The sequence below is a fragment of the Bacillus sp. GB_SG_008 genome (genome assembly GCF_052038115.1).
Taxonomy (GTDB): Bacteria; Bacillota; Bacilli; order Bacillales; family Bacillaceae_G; genus Bacillus_A; species Bacillus_A rhizoplanae.
Window position 1 is genome coordinate 166,470 of sequence record NZ_JBPZSK010000006.1, and the last position, 17,205, is coordinate 183,674.

The 17,205-nt window shown below is 35.9% G+C and carries 15 protein-coding genes, 1 pseudogene and 3 other annotated features; of the genes and pseudogenes, 4 read left to right on the forward strand and 12 right to left on the reverse strand.

Annotated elements, in window-relative coordinates; all coding sequences use genetic code 11:
* Nucleotides 1-260 precede the first annotated feature (260 nt).
* Entirely contained in the window at nt 261-896 is a 636-nt protein-coding gene (locus ACTDJC_RS16810; protein ID WP_440604127.1) for a hypothetical protein, read from the forward strand.
* A gap of 40 nt (nt 897-936) precedes the next feature.
* On the opposite strand, the gene ACTDJC_RS16815 is transcribed toward ACTDJC_RS16810, so the two are convergent.
* From ACTDJC_RS16815 to ACTDJC_RS16825, 3 genes are all read right to left on the reverse strand, one after another.
* Nucleotides 937-1,143: an SH3 domain-containing protein gene (locus tag ACTDJC_RS16815; RefSeq protein ID WP_440604199.1), complete on the reverse strand. Its 207-nt coding sequence runs from the start codon at nt 1,141-1,143 to the stop codon at nt 937-939.
* Nucleotides 1,144-1,179: 36 nt separating this feature from the next.
* Nucleotides 1,180-1,656 (reverse strand): YbaK/EbsC family protein, encoded by a 477-nt coding sequence (locus tag ACTDJC_RS16820; RefSeq protein WP_440604128.1) that lies wholly within the window; start codon nt 1,654-1,656, stop codon nt 1,180-1,182.
* Between the two features lie 143 nt (nt 1,657-1,799).
* Nucleotides 1,800-3,428 (reverse strand): ABC-F family ATP-binding cassette domain-containing protein, encoded by a 1,629-nt coding sequence (locus ACTDJC_RS16825; protein ID WP_098307101.1) that lies wholly within the window; start codon nt 3,426-3,428, stop codon nt 1,800-1,802.
* A gap of 705 nt (nt 3,429-4,133) precedes the next feature.
* On the opposite strand from ACTDJC_RS16825, the gene ACTDJC_RS16830 reads away from it, so the two are divergent.
* On the forward strand, nt 4,134-4,289 hold the full coding sequence (locus ACTDJC_RS16830; protein WP_255258097.1) for a hypothetical protein: 156 nt from the start codon (nt 4,134-4,136) through the stop codon (nt 4,287-4,289).
* A 155-nt stretch (nt 4,290-4,444) separates the two neighbouring features.
* Here ACTDJC_RS16830 and ACTDJC_RS16835 read toward each other — a convergent pair whose 3' ends face one another.
* Together ACTDJC_RS16835 and ACTDJC_RS16840 are read right to left on the reverse strand one after the other, a co-directional pair.
* A complete protein-coding gene (locus ACTDJC_RS16835; protein ID WP_098307115.1) occupies nt 4,445-5,254 on the reverse strand; it encodes a YitT family protein in 810 nt (269 codons plus the stop codon).
* 80 nt (nt 5,255-5,334) lie between these two features.
* Nucleotides 5,335-5,444 (reverse strand): annotated as a pseudogene (locus ACTDJC_RS16840) (IS6 family transposase); the annotation flags it as partial.
* 827 nt (nt 5,445-6,271) lie between these two features.
* Here ACTDJC_RS16840 and cdaS point away from each other — a divergent pair.
* Nucleotides 6,272-6,895, forward strand: coding sequence for a sporulation-specific diadenylate cyclase CdaS (cdaS, locus tag ACTDJC_RS16845; protein WP_253629687.1), 624 nt, complete (start codon nt 6,272-6,274; stop codon nt 6,893-6,895).
* A gap of 390 nt (nt 6,896-7,285) precedes the next feature.
* Here cdaS and ACTDJC_RS16850 read toward each other — a convergent pair whose 3' ends face one another.
* Complete coding sequence (locus ACTDJC_RS16850; protein WP_098307095.1) at nt 7,286-8,509, reverse strand: MFS transporter; 1,224 nt, start codon at nt 8,507-8,509, stop codon at nt 7,286-7,288.
* A gap of 317 nt (nt 8,510-8,826) precedes the next feature.
* Between ACTDJC_RS16850 and ACTDJC_RS16855 the strand changes: the two genes are divergently transcribed.
* A complete protein-coding gene (locus ACTDJC_RS16855) occupies nt 8,827-9,033 on the forward strand; it encodes a hypothetical protein (RefSeq protein ID WP_098307093.1) in 207 nt (68 codons plus the stop codon).
* A gap of 79 nt (nt 9,034-9,112) precedes the next feature.
* Here the strand turns inward: ACTDJC_RS16855 and ACTDJC_RS16860 are convergent, their stop codons facing one another.
* From ACTDJC_RS16860 to ACTDJC_RS16885, 6 genes are all read right to left on the reverse strand, one after another.
* Complete coding sequence (locus ACTDJC_RS16860; protein ID WP_440604129.1) at nt 9,113-10,285, reverse strand: GNAT family N-acetyltransferase; 1,173 nt, start codon at nt 10,283-10,285, stop codon at nt 9,113-9,115.
* Between the two features lie 112 nt (nt 10,286-10,397).
* Nucleotides 10,398-11,690 carry a 3-phosphoshikimate 1-carboxyvinyltransferase gene (gene aroA / locus ACTDJC_RS16865; RefSeq protein WP_440604130.1) on the reverse strand — a complete coding sequence of 431 codons (1,293 nt, stop codon included), beginning with the start codon at nt 11,688-11,690 and terminating at the stop codon, nt 10,398-10,400.
* 24 nt (nt 11,691-11,714) lie between these two features.
* Complete coding sequence (locus tag ACTDJC_RS16870) at nt 11,715-12,815, reverse strand: prephenate dehydrogenase (protein WP_253629703.1); 1,101 nt, start codon at nt 12,813-12,815, stop codon at nt 11,715-11,717.
* Nucleotides 12,808-13,902, reverse strand: a complete 1,095-nt coding sequence (gene hisC / locus ACTDJC_RS16875; RefSeq protein ID WP_429718529.1) for a histidinol-phosphate transaminase — start codon at nt 13,900-13,902, stop codon at nt 12,808-12,810. The genes ACTDJC_RS16870 and hisC overlap by 8 nt, the downstream gene beginning before the upstream one ends.
* A gap of 15 nt (nt 13,903-13,917) precedes the next feature.
* Complete coding sequence (gene aroC / locus ACTDJC_RS16880) at nt 13,918-15,090, reverse strand: chorismate synthase (RefSeq protein WP_440604131.1); 1,173 nt, start codon at nt 15,088-15,090, stop codon at nt 13,918-13,920.
* Nucleotides 15,091-15,201: 111 nt separating this feature from the next.
* Nucleotides 15,202-15,433: a binding site (T-box leader), on the reverse strand.
* A 7-nt stretch (nt 15,434-15,440) separates the two neighbouring features.
* Nucleotides 15,441-16,517 carry a bifunctional 3-deoxy-7-phosphoheptulonate synthase/chorismate mutase gene (locus ACTDJC_RS16885; protein ID WP_098307083.1) on the reverse strand — a complete coding sequence of 359 codons (1,077 nt, stop codon included), beginning with the start codon at nt 16,515-16,517 and terminating at the stop codon, nt 15,441-15,443.
* A 142-nt stretch (nt 16,518-16,659) separates the two neighbouring features.
* Nucleotides 16,660-16,892 (reverse strand) — a binding site (T-box leader).
* Nucleotides 16,893-16,947: 55 nt separating this feature from the next.
* Nucleotides 16,948-17,180 (reverse strand) — a binding site (T-box leader).
* Nucleotides 17,181-17,205: the final 25 nt, after the last annotated feature.

Below are 17,205 nucleotides of genomic sequence, written 5' to 3' on the forward strand. Positions count from 1 at the left end.
TTCGAATTTTACGTCAACTAGTACCTCTTACGAGGGGCTAGTTGTTTTTTTGTTGTATGCATATTAGAAGCATAAGTTGACCAAAACGGCAATCTTATGTTTCTTTTTATAGTAAATATGATGATTGGAATTACATATCTCTATAGAGGGAGTATTTCTTACAAAAAGAAACTTATTTATTTTAAATTTTGTAAAATATTTTCTGTTTATTTGCTATACTTATTATTGAAATATTAATACATATTTAGGGGGATTGGGGAATGAAAACTAACTTAATTAAAGTTGTAACTGTAGGAGCACTAATAACTGGGATTCTTGGCGCTTGTTCAGAATCTTCAAATGTAGAAGTAAAAAAGAAAGAAGATGAACCAAAACAAGAACAAAAATCTACTTCAACACCTAAAAAAGAAGAATCGAAAGCAGGATCGCGCTCTAACCCTGTAGCTATGGGGCAATCAGCGACTTTTGATGATGAAATATTTGATTCAGCGACTTCAAAATCTTATAAGGCTAAAATTGAAGTGACTATACAAGAAGTTATTCGAGGAGATCAAGCGTGGCAAATCATTCAAAAAGAAAATGAATTTAATAAAGCTCCAGCTGATGGTATGGAATATGCACTTGTAAAAGTTAAAACAAAAGTGGTTGATGCCGAAACTGCAGATTTCGCTTATAGAGTCGATGATATTATGAATACAGAATTTGTGTCGGCTGATGGTAAAGTGTATCAAATGGATACAGATCATCATCCAGTCATTCCGACACCTTTGCAAAACGAAGTCTTTAAAGGTGCAGAAGCTGAAGGATATTCTGTACAATACATAAAAAAGGATGACGATTTCAAATTTGTTTATAAAACATTAGGCATGCAAAAAGTTTATTTTAACTCTAAATAAACATAAATAACCCAGCCCCATAAAGGAGCTGGGTTTAAGATTATCTAATCCACTTTACATAAGATTCATCGAAATAAATCCAACCGCGGTCTTTAATATGAACCCAGTCGCCTTCTCTTCCATCAATCTCATAATCTCCTTGTGGAAGTTTTCCAACAACTGAATGCTGTGTGCCAGAACCGGAACGTATATTTACTCCACTACCACTATTCCAAATGACACCATACCATTTATCATCTTTATTAATTTTACAAACATCGGAACGTAACCAGTTATTAAATGGTCACTTTATACAAATTACTTGACCCTTTGTCATTTGTACTAGTTCATCAGGTGTTAAACGAAATATTGCTTTCGGGTGCCCTGCAGCAGCCCAAATCACATCGTACTGCAAAAGATCTTCATCAATGAATGTCATAATAGGCTCTGTATGTCCTAATGGCGGAACACCTCCGATTACAAATCCAGTATGCTTACGTACAAAATCAGCATCAGCTTTTCCTAATGTATCATCTAGCTGTTTCGTAATTTGCTTTTCATTAATTCGATTTGTTCCACTCGCGACAACTAACAGTGGTTTATCAATCGTTTTGAGCCTAAAAATAATCGATTTACCAATTTGCGCAACTTTACAGCCAATTGCTTCTGCTGCCTCTTGAGCAGTTCTTGCGCTTTCTGGTAATTCTATTACTTGATTTTCATATCCTAGCTCTAACAATTTATTTTGTACCCGTTGTGCACTTTCTTTCAAATCTTTCATGCATTTCATTCCCTTCAACTTTCTAAAATATTTACTATCTATTCTTTTTAAAAAGCAAAGACTCCTCTTATTATGCAGCATCAATTTTACCTATTCCATAAAACATAAAAAAGCATCCCCTCCATATAAGGGGATGCTAGCATTTATTTTGCTTCTTTATACATCGCTGCTACTTGTTTTTGAAGCTCTTCGTTTTCTAAATACTCATCATATGACGTTTGTTTATCAACAACACCGCTTGGCGTTACTTCAATAATTCGGTTTGCAATCGTTTGAACGAACTGATGATCATGAGATGTAAATAGAATTGTACCTTTAAATGCCATTAAACCGTTGTTTAATGCTGTAATAGACTCAAGGTCTAAATGGTTTGTTGGATCATCAAATGTTAATACGTTTGCACCGCTTAACATCATTTTAGAAAGCATACAACGCACTTTCTCTCCTCCAGATAAAACAGATACATTTTTCTTTACTTCTTCACCAGAGAATAGCATACGACCTAAGAAGCCGCGTAAGAAACTTTCAGACTCGTCTTGTGGTGAGAATTGACGCAACCACTCTACTAAGTTATACTCACTATTTTTGAAGAACTCAGAGTTATCTCGTGGGAAGTATGCTTGAGATGTTGTTACACCCCATTTAAATGAACCACTATCCGGCTCCATTTCACCCATCAAGATTTTGAATAATGTTGTCATCGCAATATCATTGCGGCCGATAAATGCAACTTTATCACCTTTATTTAAAGTGAAGTACACGTTATCTAATACTTTTTCACCGTCAATAGTTTTTGAGATGCCTTCTACTGTTAATAAATCATTACCTACTTCACGTTCTGGTGTAAAACCAACGAACGGATAACGACGAGAAGATGGTTTAATATCATCTAATGTAATTTTATCTAATAATTTCTTACGAGAAGTTGCTTGCTTCGCTTTTGAAGCGTTCGAGCTGAAACGTGCAATAAAGTTTTGTAATTCTTTTACTTTCTCTTCTTTTTTCTTATTAGCATCTTGTGTTAATTTTAATGCTAATTGACTAGACTCATACCAGAAGTCGTAGTTACCAACGTAAAGTTGAATTTTACCAAAGTCAAGATCAGCCATGTGCGTACATACTTTGTTTAAGAAGTGACGGTCATGGGATACAACGATAACTGTGTTTTCAAAGTTCATTAAGAAGTTTTCTAACCATTGAATCGCTTTTAAGTCTAAGTGGTTGGTAGGCTCATCTAGTAATAAGATATCTGGCTGACCAAATAATGCTTGTGCAAGTAATACTTTTACTTTCTCTGCCCCTGTTAACTCAGACATTTTTTTTGCATGAAGGTCTTCTCCAATGCCTAATCCTTTTAAAAGAATTGCAGCTTCTGATTCTGCTTCCCAACCGTTTAACTCAGCAAATTCGCCTTCTAACTCAGCTGCACGCATGCCATCTTCATCACTGAAATCTTCTTTCATGTAAATCGCATTCTTCTCTTGCATTACTTCATAAAGACGTGTATGCCCCATAATAACTGTTTCTAAAACTGGGAATTCTTCATATTCAAAGTGATTCTGTTTTAAAACAGCTAAACGCTCACCTGGTGTAATATGAACATCTCCTGTTGATGGATCAATTTCACCGGATAGAATTTTTAAGAATGTAGATTTACCAGCACCGTTTGCTCCGATTAAACCGTAACAGTTACCTGGTGTAAATTTTATATTAACATCTTCAAAAAGCTTACGATCTGCAAAACGTAAACTTACGTTACTTACTGTAATCATGTAGTTCCTCCTAGTAATACCGCTGTTTTCAGCGTTTTCTCGCCAATTGCCTTAAAAGTCGCAGCTTACGACTCACTTATTTTAGACTATTGCTATTATATAGTAGAACTTGAATGAATAGCAACGATAGATTCATTTTCTGCAAGGAAATCAAAGAGCTTTCTGCAGCAATTCCTCGTCTTTCTCTCATAAATTTCACTTCACTATCCTATATATTAAATGTCGTCTAAATACGATTCTCTTCCTACAAATGTATATTACTATTCTGAAAGAAGCTCAGGAAGCATAACTTTTTGTTCAAAACGCGTAGACAATACCATCAAAGGAGATGTGAATGTATGAGCTATCATAACAATCGAAATGATTCCAATGGTTTAAAGATACAACACAAAACTTCTAATTTTGATGCTTGGAAATATGAGTCTATTTATAAATATTCTCCTCTATTTTCTTATAAAAAGCTTTTCAAAACTTTTTTTCGTATCTTTTCCACAAATAACAAAAAATTAAATAGCTAAAGTTATTGATATGAAGAAAACTATTATAAATAAACAATTAACTCATCTTTACGCTACTAAAGAGTCTTAAATATAAAATTACTCTATTAGCTTTGTTTATCTAGCTTTTGGATATTAAAGTTTTAAAAGTTATTGATAAAATGGAATTGTCATGTATTGAGACCTATAGAAGGCGGAGGGATTTGTAGTGCAGAGTCAAATTGAGTTTCAAATATATAAATTTTGTAAAGAAGAAATACCTAGACTTATTGCTCTTTCAGCTTCAGTTGGTTGGGATTATGATGAGAATGAAATCAATACAATTATGTCAGTAGGTATTGTATATGGGCATAAAATAGATTAGGGTGAAATTATTTCAAGTGCAGCCCTTATTCCTTATGGAAATAACTTAGCTTCTATAATTATAAACACAATGCTTATAAGATCTAAGACATACCGTCAGAGATAAATTCTTCCTATCCTTATATGCGGCTCTAGGTTGCATAAATGACCAGCTCATTATTCTCTTCGAAATACCCCTACCACATCGACTGTTTGTGTAATATTTACGAAAGCCTTTGGATCAATCTTGCGAATAAAATCTTTTACATCTGATAACTCGTAGCGAGTAATTACCATCATGATAACTCCCTTTTTTTCGTCAGTAAAAGCCCCTTTCGCTTCCCAAATTGTCATTCCCCGATTAAAATGAGGAAGCAGTTCTTGTTTGATGTTATTTGGCTTCGATGAAATTATAGTCAGGGTTAACTTTAATTGGGTAGTATGAACTACGTCAACGAGCCGCCCGGTTGCATAAATGAATATAATAGTATATAACGCATTTTCCCACCCAAAAATAAAACCAGAAATTGCAATAACCACTGTATTTAGAATGAAACCCAATGCTCCTACTGGAATGTCGCGTTTTTTTCTAATTACGAATGAAATGATGTCGAATCCGCCTGTTGATCCTGAAGATCGAAATATTAATCCGATAGCAACTCCCCCAAAAACTCCTCCGAATACTGAAGCAAGAAGAGGATTGGATGTTATCTTATAAACTGGGATATATTGCATAAAGATAGTTGTTGTAACAACCGAAAATATACTGTAAAAGATAAATTTCTTTCCAAGTTTAAAATATCCCAGGATAAAAATAGGTAAATTTAGAAGAGAAATCATAATCCCTGTATTTAAAGGGAACAGATGTCCTAGAATCATTGCGACTCCAGTGACCCCACCGCTAAGAATTTTATTAGGTATAAGAAAAACATTATAAGCAACACATAATAAAATTGAAGAAAGAAAAATTATTAATAACTGAATCATAACTCGGAACATTTTCCTCACCTCTTTTCGCAATAGCATCCCCATTATTGATGGATGGATTCTTTCTGATTTTGGACAGACTAATCCCTTAAATCAATCTGTTCTTTTTGGCTGTCTGAAAGGATTTGAATCCTATCATAGAACGTACTCGCTTTTTAATGAAGCGAGTAGAATTAACATGACGATACTGATGGCTTTCACAGGTGCCGCCTTCACTTTTAGAGTAATCATTATAGTGTTATTATAAATACACATGAACTTTTTATACTTAATCGAAACTTGGTTCATTCTAAAAATACTTATTAATGAGGAAAAGTTAATTATATTAATGAGGGAAAGGAGATATGACATTGAAATTTAATGGACTTGATGAAACAGATCAATAATTCATAAGTTTTGAAGCAGACTTTAAAAGGCACATCGAAATCAAAAGATTATTTCTAGACGAAAATATCTAATTTAATCAAATATATAAAATATATAAAATATATCCAAGTACTTCCCCATGAAGCTCTTAAGCAAAAAGAGATACTAAAAAATTGTCACCTAGAAGAAAAGGTCAGCTTCCGATGATTAAAATTATTAAATCATAACATATTGTATATAAAATTAACGGAAATCAAGTAGACATCCCGATCCAAAATCATGCTCCTAAATCTCTGCCTGTCTCTTTCTTATATGCCTCTCCTCCTTTAATGCTGGCCGCGATTACTTCAACCTCATTGAATGATTCGGTTAAAATTAACAAGTTATATTAACCGAATAACTTACTGATACTATCTTCAACTACACTAAATTGAACAAGAATGGAACCCACAAGATATGATTTGAAGATCCCTGGATTCTTCCTGCCAAGTCCCTCCTTGTTAAGAAGTATGAATTAGTGAAGATAGGATATAGGCATTTAGGTATCACCATACCTAAAAAAGAAGATGTGTTGCTTAGAAATTTACCGTTCGATGATGCTAATTCAAGCAACTACACACTATCATAAATAACAAGTGGAGGTATATGCACATGAAGCATACAGATTGCGATTTTTCACCTATGAAACAACGGATTGCAGAAAATATACAACAAATTATCCAAGCACTTCAACATAACTTAAACATGCTGGGAAATGAAAATTATTGCACACTAGGCAACCTTCAAGAGATTAAGGGAAATTTTTTACATACTCAATCAATAGCCGCTTCTTTTTATCTAAATTGTTATTTATCATCTTATACTGACACGTACAAAGACTTATCTAGCTGTGTTCAACATCTATCTGAACAGGGGCATGGCGCTTTGATTGTTGTCGAACGTCGCGACCCACTTGATGCCATCATTCAAAAAGGAACAATGGTAGGAGCTGCTGTAACTTCAACTCTATTGGAGTCCATATTTTATCCTGGAAATCCTCTTCATGACGGTGCTGTTTTAATCCGGGCTAATGAAATTGTTTCAGCAGCGAACGTTCTTCCTTTAACGATAAAAGATCTAGGGAAAAAGAAAGTAGGGACACGGCATCGTGCCGCGCTGGGAGTAACGGAACAAAGCGATGCTCTTGCACTAGTTGTATCTGAGGAGACACGAGCGATTTCCTTTGCCTTAAATGGGAAGCTCTATCCAATTGTTGCCCAGCCACTCTTTACATGAAAAGAACACTCTCATTAGAATCTTGCTTCTCGCTCTTTAATATTAAGTAATGTTTAACGATTGTTGCCACGAATTTAAAGAAACTGACAAGCTAGATATGGAAGAAACATATTCAACTTGAAACTTGCCCTATACACGACAATACCCCCATTCAAGTCTCTCAATGAAATGGGGGTGCCGATAATCTGAAGAAATCTATCCATTCACTTTATTATAAAGACGGGCGTTGGCGATTTAAATTTGCCATCTCAATAGTCGAAACAGCAGCCTCCCAACCCTTGTTTCTGGCTTTTGTGCCGGAACGCTCAGTCGTTTCCGTTGTCAATTTCTCGGTTTTATAAACGAGGAATTAGGATTTCCTTTACATTGTAAATTCATATTTTCTCGGCTCTATCCAATTGTATTATGAACATTCATTTTCTCGTTTTTTGTTTTAAGTAAAACAAAAGATAGTCCAGCCGAAATACAAATAAGTATAGCTCCAAATATATAAACCATTCTGATACCCAGGTATTCAGCTATAAGGGCAATTATAAAAATAGAAAGACTCGAAATCGTTGATAGCAGCACGCTACGAGATGCATATACTTTTGGAAGTAATGACACCTCTATATTTGTTTGAAATGCAGTTTGCTGTGCTACATCCCGTATTTGATATGCCGGCCCCATGGCAATACAGAGTATAAGTGATAAGACAGGAATACTACTAAGCCCATATAACAAAGTAAGAATGCTAAATAAAAAAGATCCTGCTACCATACTGAGTATAAGATTTTTTTGAATCTTTTTCGCTAGATATATTGTTATAAACCCTCCTACAATTGTACCGATATAATAACTAGCGTTAATGTAACCCCACCATTGCTCTCCTTTGTGAAGTACTTCCTTTACATAAACCAATGTAATCGCACCAACCCATATTTGACCTGCAATCCCTTCAATTACATCCATTAACGTAACCAATCGCAAGGTTGAGTTACTCCAAAGGTGAATCCACCCTTCCTTCATAAGGGTCCATTTGGATGCCTCATGATTTTGTGTTATCTGATCATAAAAAGAGCGAATTGCTATATACAAACAAACGATAGAAATCCATAACAAGACAGCCGTTATTAGTAAAGTAGGAATATGTCCTATTTTTACGACAATAAGTCCTGTCAGAGTATAACCGCCAATTTGTACCGCTTGATTAGAAATACTTAACAAGCTATTAGCTTTCACGAGCTCTTCCTTTAAAACAATTTGGGGAACTATAGAATTTAATAAAGGACTCCCCCATCCTTCTACGAAAGAAAGTATCAATATGTAAGCGAATAAAATATAAATATGAGAAGTTAAGAATGTAAATCCTAATAGTAATAAAGTGATCAAAATGGTTTTAGTAATTTGTAAGTTTACAAGTGTTTTTGACATAGAAGTATTTTGTAGGATTAGTGGTGCTGACAAGCCAGCTATTAATCTTGTAAGGGCCTTAAAAAAAGGAAATAAAGAAGCGAATAATACAGATTCTGTTTTCTGATAAATATAAGTCGTAATGACCATGATGTATACGACATCAGCTAATGAGATGCTTGTTTGAGCTATCCAAAATGAATAAAATCTATAATTTTTCATCGCCACCTCCAAATAAGAAGTACAATTTAATTATAATTATTATAAAATAAATATTATTAAAAATAAATAGAAATTGAACGGGCGCTATATATATTCAGAATACAAACTGAAGATATGAGTACATAGCATTTTTTTAATGAACTGTAAACAATTGAATGCTCTTATCGATGGAGTAAAAGTGAAATAACCACTTCCTGAAGGTAGAAATTACAAACAAGAAAAAGAACCTTTACAATCCTAATTAAAATTCACCTGCACACTTCAAACAAACGAAAGAATATACTATTTCATACATGATCCATTGGAGTGAACATATTATGAACCTCTTTCTAACAAGGGTTGTTGCTGGCATTCCTGTAGCAACCCCTTCTGCCGTTCACGTTGCTGCTATTCATACAGCAAGCCCCGTTGTAGGAGTTGTAACGCCTTTCATTTGGCCATATCCACCCATTCACTTATCAGTAACACATCCACAAGTCAGCTATTATTACCATCACATTCCTACAATATATAGAAAATATTGATGAACCATTTAATTTTTAAGAACATAAAAAGCGCTATTTTCACATAGCACTTTTTATGTTCTTTATCTATTCACAGCAATTAAAAGAAATCATAAATAAATGGTTGCTGGGAAGGAATCAAGTTTTCAAATTGATTTATGTCTTCTTCTGTTCCGGAAATGATACCTATTTGATTTAATTCCCATGGACTTCTATAGCCGAAAAGAGCTGTAGATAGAGCATTAATATTTAGGTGTACGCCTTTTTCTTTCAACGCTATAGCTTCTTCTTCGTTTACCATAACTACCTCTTTATCTCGTAATAAGACTGTCTGATTATTCCAAGGTGCAAATGAATCAGAAATATGTAAAATAAGCTCTTCCTCGTTATGTTCCCAAGCAAATGGATATTGCTTAATAAAACGCTCAACATCTACGATTCTAACCATAAAGTAAGGTTTTATTTCAGCCTTAACACGAGGCTCTTGCAGTGAAAACAGCAATGGTTCTTTTTCATGAACAATCATTTCAAGCTCTTGAATCATCGAATCATGCTGACAAATAAAATTCCATAAACCGCTTCTAGCCTCACTGTTTAATGGCACAAATTCTTCTACTTTCATCTTAGAACTCTCTATTTTATAAAGTATATAACCTGTAGGTTCATCAACTTGATTATAATAAACAGCTGCATGCAGATCACCATAAACAAAATCCAACCAGAAATCCTGATTACGAACTAGCATACCAGAATACCTTTTTGCAAATTGCTCATATACAATTTCAACCTCTTTCAAATGTGATTCCTTATTAAAACGTTTTATACTTCCTGGTACGTGTTCTTTCATGATTAAATCAGCTTTTGATAATGAGCAAACAAGGCGATTCGCAAACAATTCCCATCCATACTTCCTATAAAAAGAAACAGAAAATGGGTGTAGCATTGAAACGCTATAACCATCTTGTCTCATTGTCTCTAATACGTACTTTAATAGTTTTTTTACATACCCATTGCGTCTAAATTCTGGATATGTAGCTACCCCTGCAATTCCACCCATTTTGAACTTTTCTTCACCTAAAAAGATTTCAAACGGAATTAGGTGTAATTTTGCGGCAAGCTCTTTTCCTTCTAATATCCCAAATATTTGATGATACTTTTTAAAAAGCTGAAGACGTTTTTCAATTTGATCTTCTGGTACTTTATATTGAAAGGCGTATTCAGATAGTCTTACTGCCTCTCGATGTTGTTCTTCTAATAATTGAGTTACTTCCATGCTCCCGCTCTCCCTCCATCGTATTACTAACTGCACATGCACAATAAAATATAACACAATAATCAGAAAACATAAATTTTGCAAATGAAAACCCGATAGATTTTATATCAATCTACCGGGTTTCTAACTTCAATTTCTCAATCTCTTCAAAAAATCTAGGATATGATACTCCAACTGCTTCCGCATCCTGGATTAATGTCTCTCCTTCTGCAATGCAGCCAGCTACTGCAAGCATCATTCCAATCCGATGATCACCATGACTATTTACGGTATTTCCCTTTAATGATGTTTTCCCATAAATAATCATACCATCGTTCGTTGCTTCTATACGCGCCCCTAATTTTGTTAGTTCTTCTACAACGGTATCAATTCGATTTGTTTCCTTCACTTTTAATTCATGTGCATCTTTGATAATTGTAATACCTTCTGCTTGCGTTGCTGCAAGAGCGATGATTGGAATTTCATCAATTAATCTTGGAATCATATCGCCGCCAATCTCAATTCCTTTTAACTTTGATGTTTCAATTATAAGATTAGCAGCAGGTTCTGCAGCATCTGTATCATATTGTTCAATTTCTAACTTTGCTCCCATTTTTGTAAGAGCATCGATAATTCCCGTTCTTGTTGGATTGATTCCAACATTTTTTAATGTAAGTTTGCTATTCGGAGTGATGGCACCGCCTACTAGGAAAAATGCAGCCGATGAAATGTCTCCTGGTACATGAATGTTCGTACCTTTTAGCTGTTGCCCACCTTCTATTGAAACTTTTGTTCCATCTCGTTTTACTTGTACACCAAATGCTTGAAGCATTCTTTCCGTATGATCTCGTGATATATGAGGTTCTGTAACACTTGTTACACCCTGCGCTCCAAGGCCTGCTAATAAAATAGCAGATTTTACTTGAGCGCTTGCAACAGGTGAAATATAATCAATCGCTTGAAGATTTCCTCCTCGTATCGTTAGCGGTGTATACGTTCCGTCTTCTCTTCCATCAATTGTTGCTCGCATTAGACTAAGCGGTTTTGTAACGCGTTTCATTGGTCGTTTTCCAATTGAAGCATCACCTTGCAAACAAAAATGAAGATTTGTATTCGCTAATATTCCAAGCAATAAACGAATCGTTGTACCAGAATTCCCAACATCAAGTACTCGCTTCGCTTCTTGTAAACCTTCAATTCCTGCTCCAATTATCTCTACTTCATCTCCGTTTTGCGTTATCGATACGCCCATCTCGCGAAAACAAGAAATAGTACTTAAACAGTCTGCTCCTGGTAAAAAACCTTTAATCGTTGTTTTTCCGTGGGCGATTGCGCCAAACATGACAGAACGATGCGAAATTGATTTATCACCTAGAATAATAATCTTTCCTTGCAAACCTTCTATAGCTGTTTGTACAGTTTTCATATTTGTTACGGCACCTTCTTTCATTTAAATATTTTCATATGTTTGATACTGTTCATGCTGTAAAGATTGCGTTGCTCTCATACGATCCTCTTCTGTTTGAAAGCTAATACGTAACACCCCGAGTAATCCTTCACGCGCTTCTAGTATTTGCAAGTTTGTAATACTAATCTCTTGCTTTGCAAGTATGCTTGTAATATGCGCTAACGCCCCTACTTTATCTAAAACATCAACGTATAAATCATGATAAGCAGGAATCGCACCGCTTTTACGAACAGGCATGGAATCACGGTATTCTTTTGCATTCGCAAAGTAAGTGTGTAGTACTTCTGCATCTCCTTCTGCGACTGTATGCTGTAATTGCTTCATTTCCATAATCCATTCCTCTAATAACTGTAATAAATGAGTACGGTTTTGTCTTACAATATCACTCCACATTTTCGGACTACTAGAAGCGATGCGGGTAATATCTTTAAAACCGCCAGCTGCCAGCATATGAATCAATGGATTGTCACCCGCATGTTTTTCTACTTGTTTAACTAAGCCTGCAGCAATTAAATGCGGAAAATGACTCACAACACCTGTTACATAATCATGTTCCTCTGTATTTAACACAAGAAAATGCGAACGCGTTCCCTTTAACCAATCCTTTAATTGTTCGACTTTCTCCGTCTGAACAGTATTCATTGGCGTTAAAATGTAGTAGGCATTTTCAAATAAGTGTGCCTTCGCACTTTCTACACCCGTTTTATGAGATCCTGCCATCGGATGCCCACCAATAAACGTAATACCGTTTTCTAGTAACGTCTCAGCTTCATTCATAATTGTTCCTTTTGTACTCCCGACATCCGTAACGATAACATCTTCACGCAATTGATATGAAGCAAGTTTTCTAAGCAACTTTGTTGTTTCTTCGACAGGAGATGCAAAGATAATTAAATGTGCTTCTTCACACATTGTCTTTAAGTCCACTCCCACTTCATCGATTACATTCAATCGTTTTGCACGTTTTACTTGTTCACTTTGAATGTCATAACCAGTAATGGTTACACTATGTTCTCGCTTAATTGCTAAAGCAAGTGAACCGCCAATTAGTCCTGTTCCAATTAATACAACTTTTTTACACATGCGCCTCATCTCGAGACCTACTATTATTAAAATGTTGTGTTAACACTGCAATCACTCCTTCATTTTGCTCACTCGTGCCAATCGTGATCCGAACACCATTCGGAAACGGACGAATGATATACCCAGCGTGTGCACAAAGTTCATAAACTGTTTGTGCATCTTCTAACGGTAGAAAGATAAAATTTGTTTGAGACGAATAAAACGAAATTTCATTTTCTTTGCAAAATCTTTCATATTGCTCCAAGCCTTCTCGATTTGCACGAATTGTCTTTTGTAAAAACTGTTCATCGTTCCATGCAAGCACTGCTGCTTTTTGTGCAAGTGCTGACACATTAAATGGAAGGCGAACGACATTCAATTTCTCAATTATTGCTTCATTCCCAATTGCATAACCAACTCGAAATGCAGCTAATCCATACGCTTTTGAAAATGTTCTTAATATAAGAAGGTTCTTATACTCTTTTAGTAATGAAATTGTATCTGGAAGATCACTCGCTGTGACATATTCATAATATGCTTCATCAATCACAACCAATGTTTCTTTATGAACTTCCCTCATAAATTCACGTAATTTTCGGTCATTTACATATGTTCCTGTTGGATTATTCGGGTTACAAATCCAAACAATCTTTGTTTTCCCATCGATTGCTGACGCAATTTCATCTAAGTTATAAGTTCCATTCTGCAACGGAACTTCCTTCACCTCACACCCCTCGATTACTGCGTGATGACGATATTGCGGAAATGTTTCTCCAGCCGTAACGACATTATCTCCTTGACAAAGCATCGTTCGGCTAATGATTTGAATCACTTCATCAAGCCCACTTCCACATAAAATTTCTTCCTTTTTAACATGTAGTTTTTCCGCAATTGTTTGACGGAGTTCAACCGCTCCCCCGTCTGGGTATAAAGCATGTTCATTCCACTCTTCTTGTAACCCTTCCATAACACGAGGTGAACAGCCAAATGGATTTTCATTTGAAGCTAATTTTACAAATGAATGAAAACCATAATCTTCTTGCATTTGTTTTGCCGATTTACCCGGTTTATATGGTTGCAGTGTTCCTAATTGTTCTTTTACTTTCACGAAAATCCCTCCTTTTTAAAATTCTTTTGCGTACTTGTTATGCTGAGCAATATTTTGTTTAATAAGATCCATACGATCTTTCCCAAACTGTTCTACTAATGCAGTTGCCAGCTCCCACGCAACAACTGATTCTGCTACTACACTTGCTGCTGGTACTGCACAGCTATCTGAACGTTCAATACTTGCTTGAAACGTTTCCTTTGTGTCAATATCTACACTTGCCAGTGGTTTATATAATGTAGGAATTGGTTTCATAACACCTCTCACAACAATTGGCATACCTGTTGTCATCCCGCCTTCTAACCCGCCAGCGTTATTCGTTTTTCGTGTGTAACCCGTTTCTTCATCCCATAAAATTTCATCATGAACAGCACTCCCTGGTTGCCAGGATGCCTCAAAACCAATGCCAATTTCAGCACCTTTAAACGCATTAATACTCATGATGGCTGCAGCTAATTTTGCATCTAATTTCCGGTCATAATGAACGTAACTCCCAACACCAATCGGCATTCCTTCAGCAATTACCTCAACGATTCCGCCAATGGAATCTCCATTACTTTTCGCTGCATCAATCGCTTCCATCATCGCTTGCTCTGCTTCTTGATCTAAGCAGCGAACAGGTGAGTTTTCTGAAATAACCTGCAACTCTGCTAATGATACATGTGGAACTTGCTTGGCTTTCATACCACCAATTTCAAGCACATGCCCTGCGATAGTTACTCCCAATTCTGTTAAAATCTTTTTTGCAATAGCTCCTGCCGCTACTCTCACAGTCGTCTCTCTTGCTGAAGAACGCTCCAATACATTACGTATATCACGATGACCATATTTAATTGCTCCATTTAAATCAGCATGCCCTGGACGTGGTTTTGTAATCGTTCGTTTCATTTCTTTACTTTCTTGTTCAGAAATCGGTTCAGCGCTCATTACTTTTGTCCAATGCTTGAAATCATCATTTTTCACAACTAATGTAATTGGCGAACCAAGCGTATAGCCATGACGCACACCACTTACAATTTCAACAGTATCCGTTTCAATTTGCATACGTCTTCCGCGGCCGTGACCTTTTTGTCGTCTTAATAACTCTATATTAATATCCTCCGCAGTTAAAGAAAGACCAGAAGGAACACCCTCCAAAATAACTGTCAACTGCGGACCATGTGATTCTCCAGCTGTTATATATCTCATCTTTGTTTCCCCTTTACGATTTTATCCTGCTACTTTTAGACAGCGAAAGCTTATATGTAGCCTCTCCACTACTCGAATCACCCTATAAAAAAGCCCCTACTGATTCAGCTCAGTAGGGGCGATGATATCGCGGTACCACCCTAGTTATAGACAAGTATGTCTATCTCTTTTTATTGTTAACGATCATATTGACCGTCTTTCCCTTCATAAAGACTTCTATCTTTACTACGAAAAAGATGCTCCAGGGCTGTAATTCACATTTACCTTTGTACTGATTTCCACCAACCATCAGCTCTCTGTAACAAGGAGATAAATGCTACTGTTTTCCTTTCAACGCAATATCTATTTAATTATGATAACTTATTTTTAAATCCTTTTAACTCTTCCATGAATGCATGGAACTGTGGAATATCCATTTGCTGTGCGGAATCTGATAATGCAACCGCTGGGTCTGGATGCACTTCTGCCATAACTGCATCTGCACCGATTGCTAGTGCTGCTTTCGCAGTTGGAAGAAGTAAGTCTTTTCGTCCTGTTGAATGTGTTACATCCACAACAACCGGTAAATGTGTTTCTTTCTTTAAAATTGGTACTGCTGAAATATCAAGTGTATTACGCGTTGCTTTTTCGTATGTGCGAATACCACGCTCACATAAAATAATTTGATCGTTTCCTTGTGCAATAATGTATTCTGCTGCATGGACAAACTCATCAATTGTCGCTGCTAAACCACGTTTTAATAATACTGGTTTATTTACCTTTCCAACAGCTCTTAATAAATCAAAGTTTTGCATATTACGAGCGCCTACTTGAATCACATCAACATAATCAAGCGCCATTTCTACATCATTTGGATTTAAGATTTCACTAATGATTGCTAAATCAAACTCGTCTGCTACTTGGCGTAAAATTTGCAAACCCTCTATTCCTAATCCTTGGAAATCGTAAGGGGATGTTCTCGGTTTGAACGCACCGCCGCGCATTAATTTTATACCTTGTTCTTTCATTGCCTGAGCAACTTGGCGAACTTGATCTAAACTTTCAACTGCGCAAGGTCCCATAATAAATGTTTGTACACCGCTACCTAATAATTCACCTTTTACATCAACAACTGTGTTTTCTTGTTTCTTTTTACGTGAAACTAATAATGCTTTACGATTGTCATCTTCTTGCAATTCTAAACTTGCTTTAAAAATTGTTTTGAAAATATGTTGCACTGTAGATGTTTCAAATGGCCCTTCGTTATGTTCAGCAATCATATCAAGTACTTCACGCTCACGAACAGGATCGAAGCGTTTCGTACCTTGCAGTTTCTTTTGTTGACCAATTTCTTGAACAACCTTTGCACGCTCATTTAATAAGTGCAGAAGTTGTAAGTTAATTTCATCCACCTGTTTACGTAATTGTTCTAATTCATGATTTCCCATTGAAAATTCCTCCTTGTATCATTTGAAAATTTATAATAAGGGATTGAAAATTCCCTATTTTCTGAACCTAATATTTGTAACAAAAGAAGGTTGGTAACGATTCCTTGTGAAAAATATACAAAAAACCCCTACTGATCCAATCAGTAGGGACGATTATTATCGCGGTACCACCCTAGTTGCAGACAAAATTGTCTACCTCTCTTCTTTGTTAACGATCACACTGACCGTCTTTCCCTTCATAAAGACATCATCTTTACTACGAAAAAGATGCTCCAGGACTGTAATTCATGTTTGTTTATGTACTGGTTCACACCAACCACCAGCTCTCTGTTACAGGGAAACAACCACTACTATTTTTCCTATCATCGCGCTTATTATTTTATTGTCATATAGGTCCGCATATATGCAAAAAATCCCTACTGATTCAATCAGTAGGGACGATTATTATCGCGGTACCACCCTAGTTGTAGACAAATATGTCTACCTCTCTTCTTTGTTAACGATCATATCGACCGTCTTTTCCTTCATAAAGACATCTGCCTTTACTACGAAAAAGATGCTCCAGGACTGTAATTCACGTTTACCTTTGTACTGATTTCCACCAACCATCAGCTCTCTGTTACAGGGAGATAAACACTACTATGTTCCCTTCAATGCTTTATTTTTATTAAGTATTGATTTGTATTAT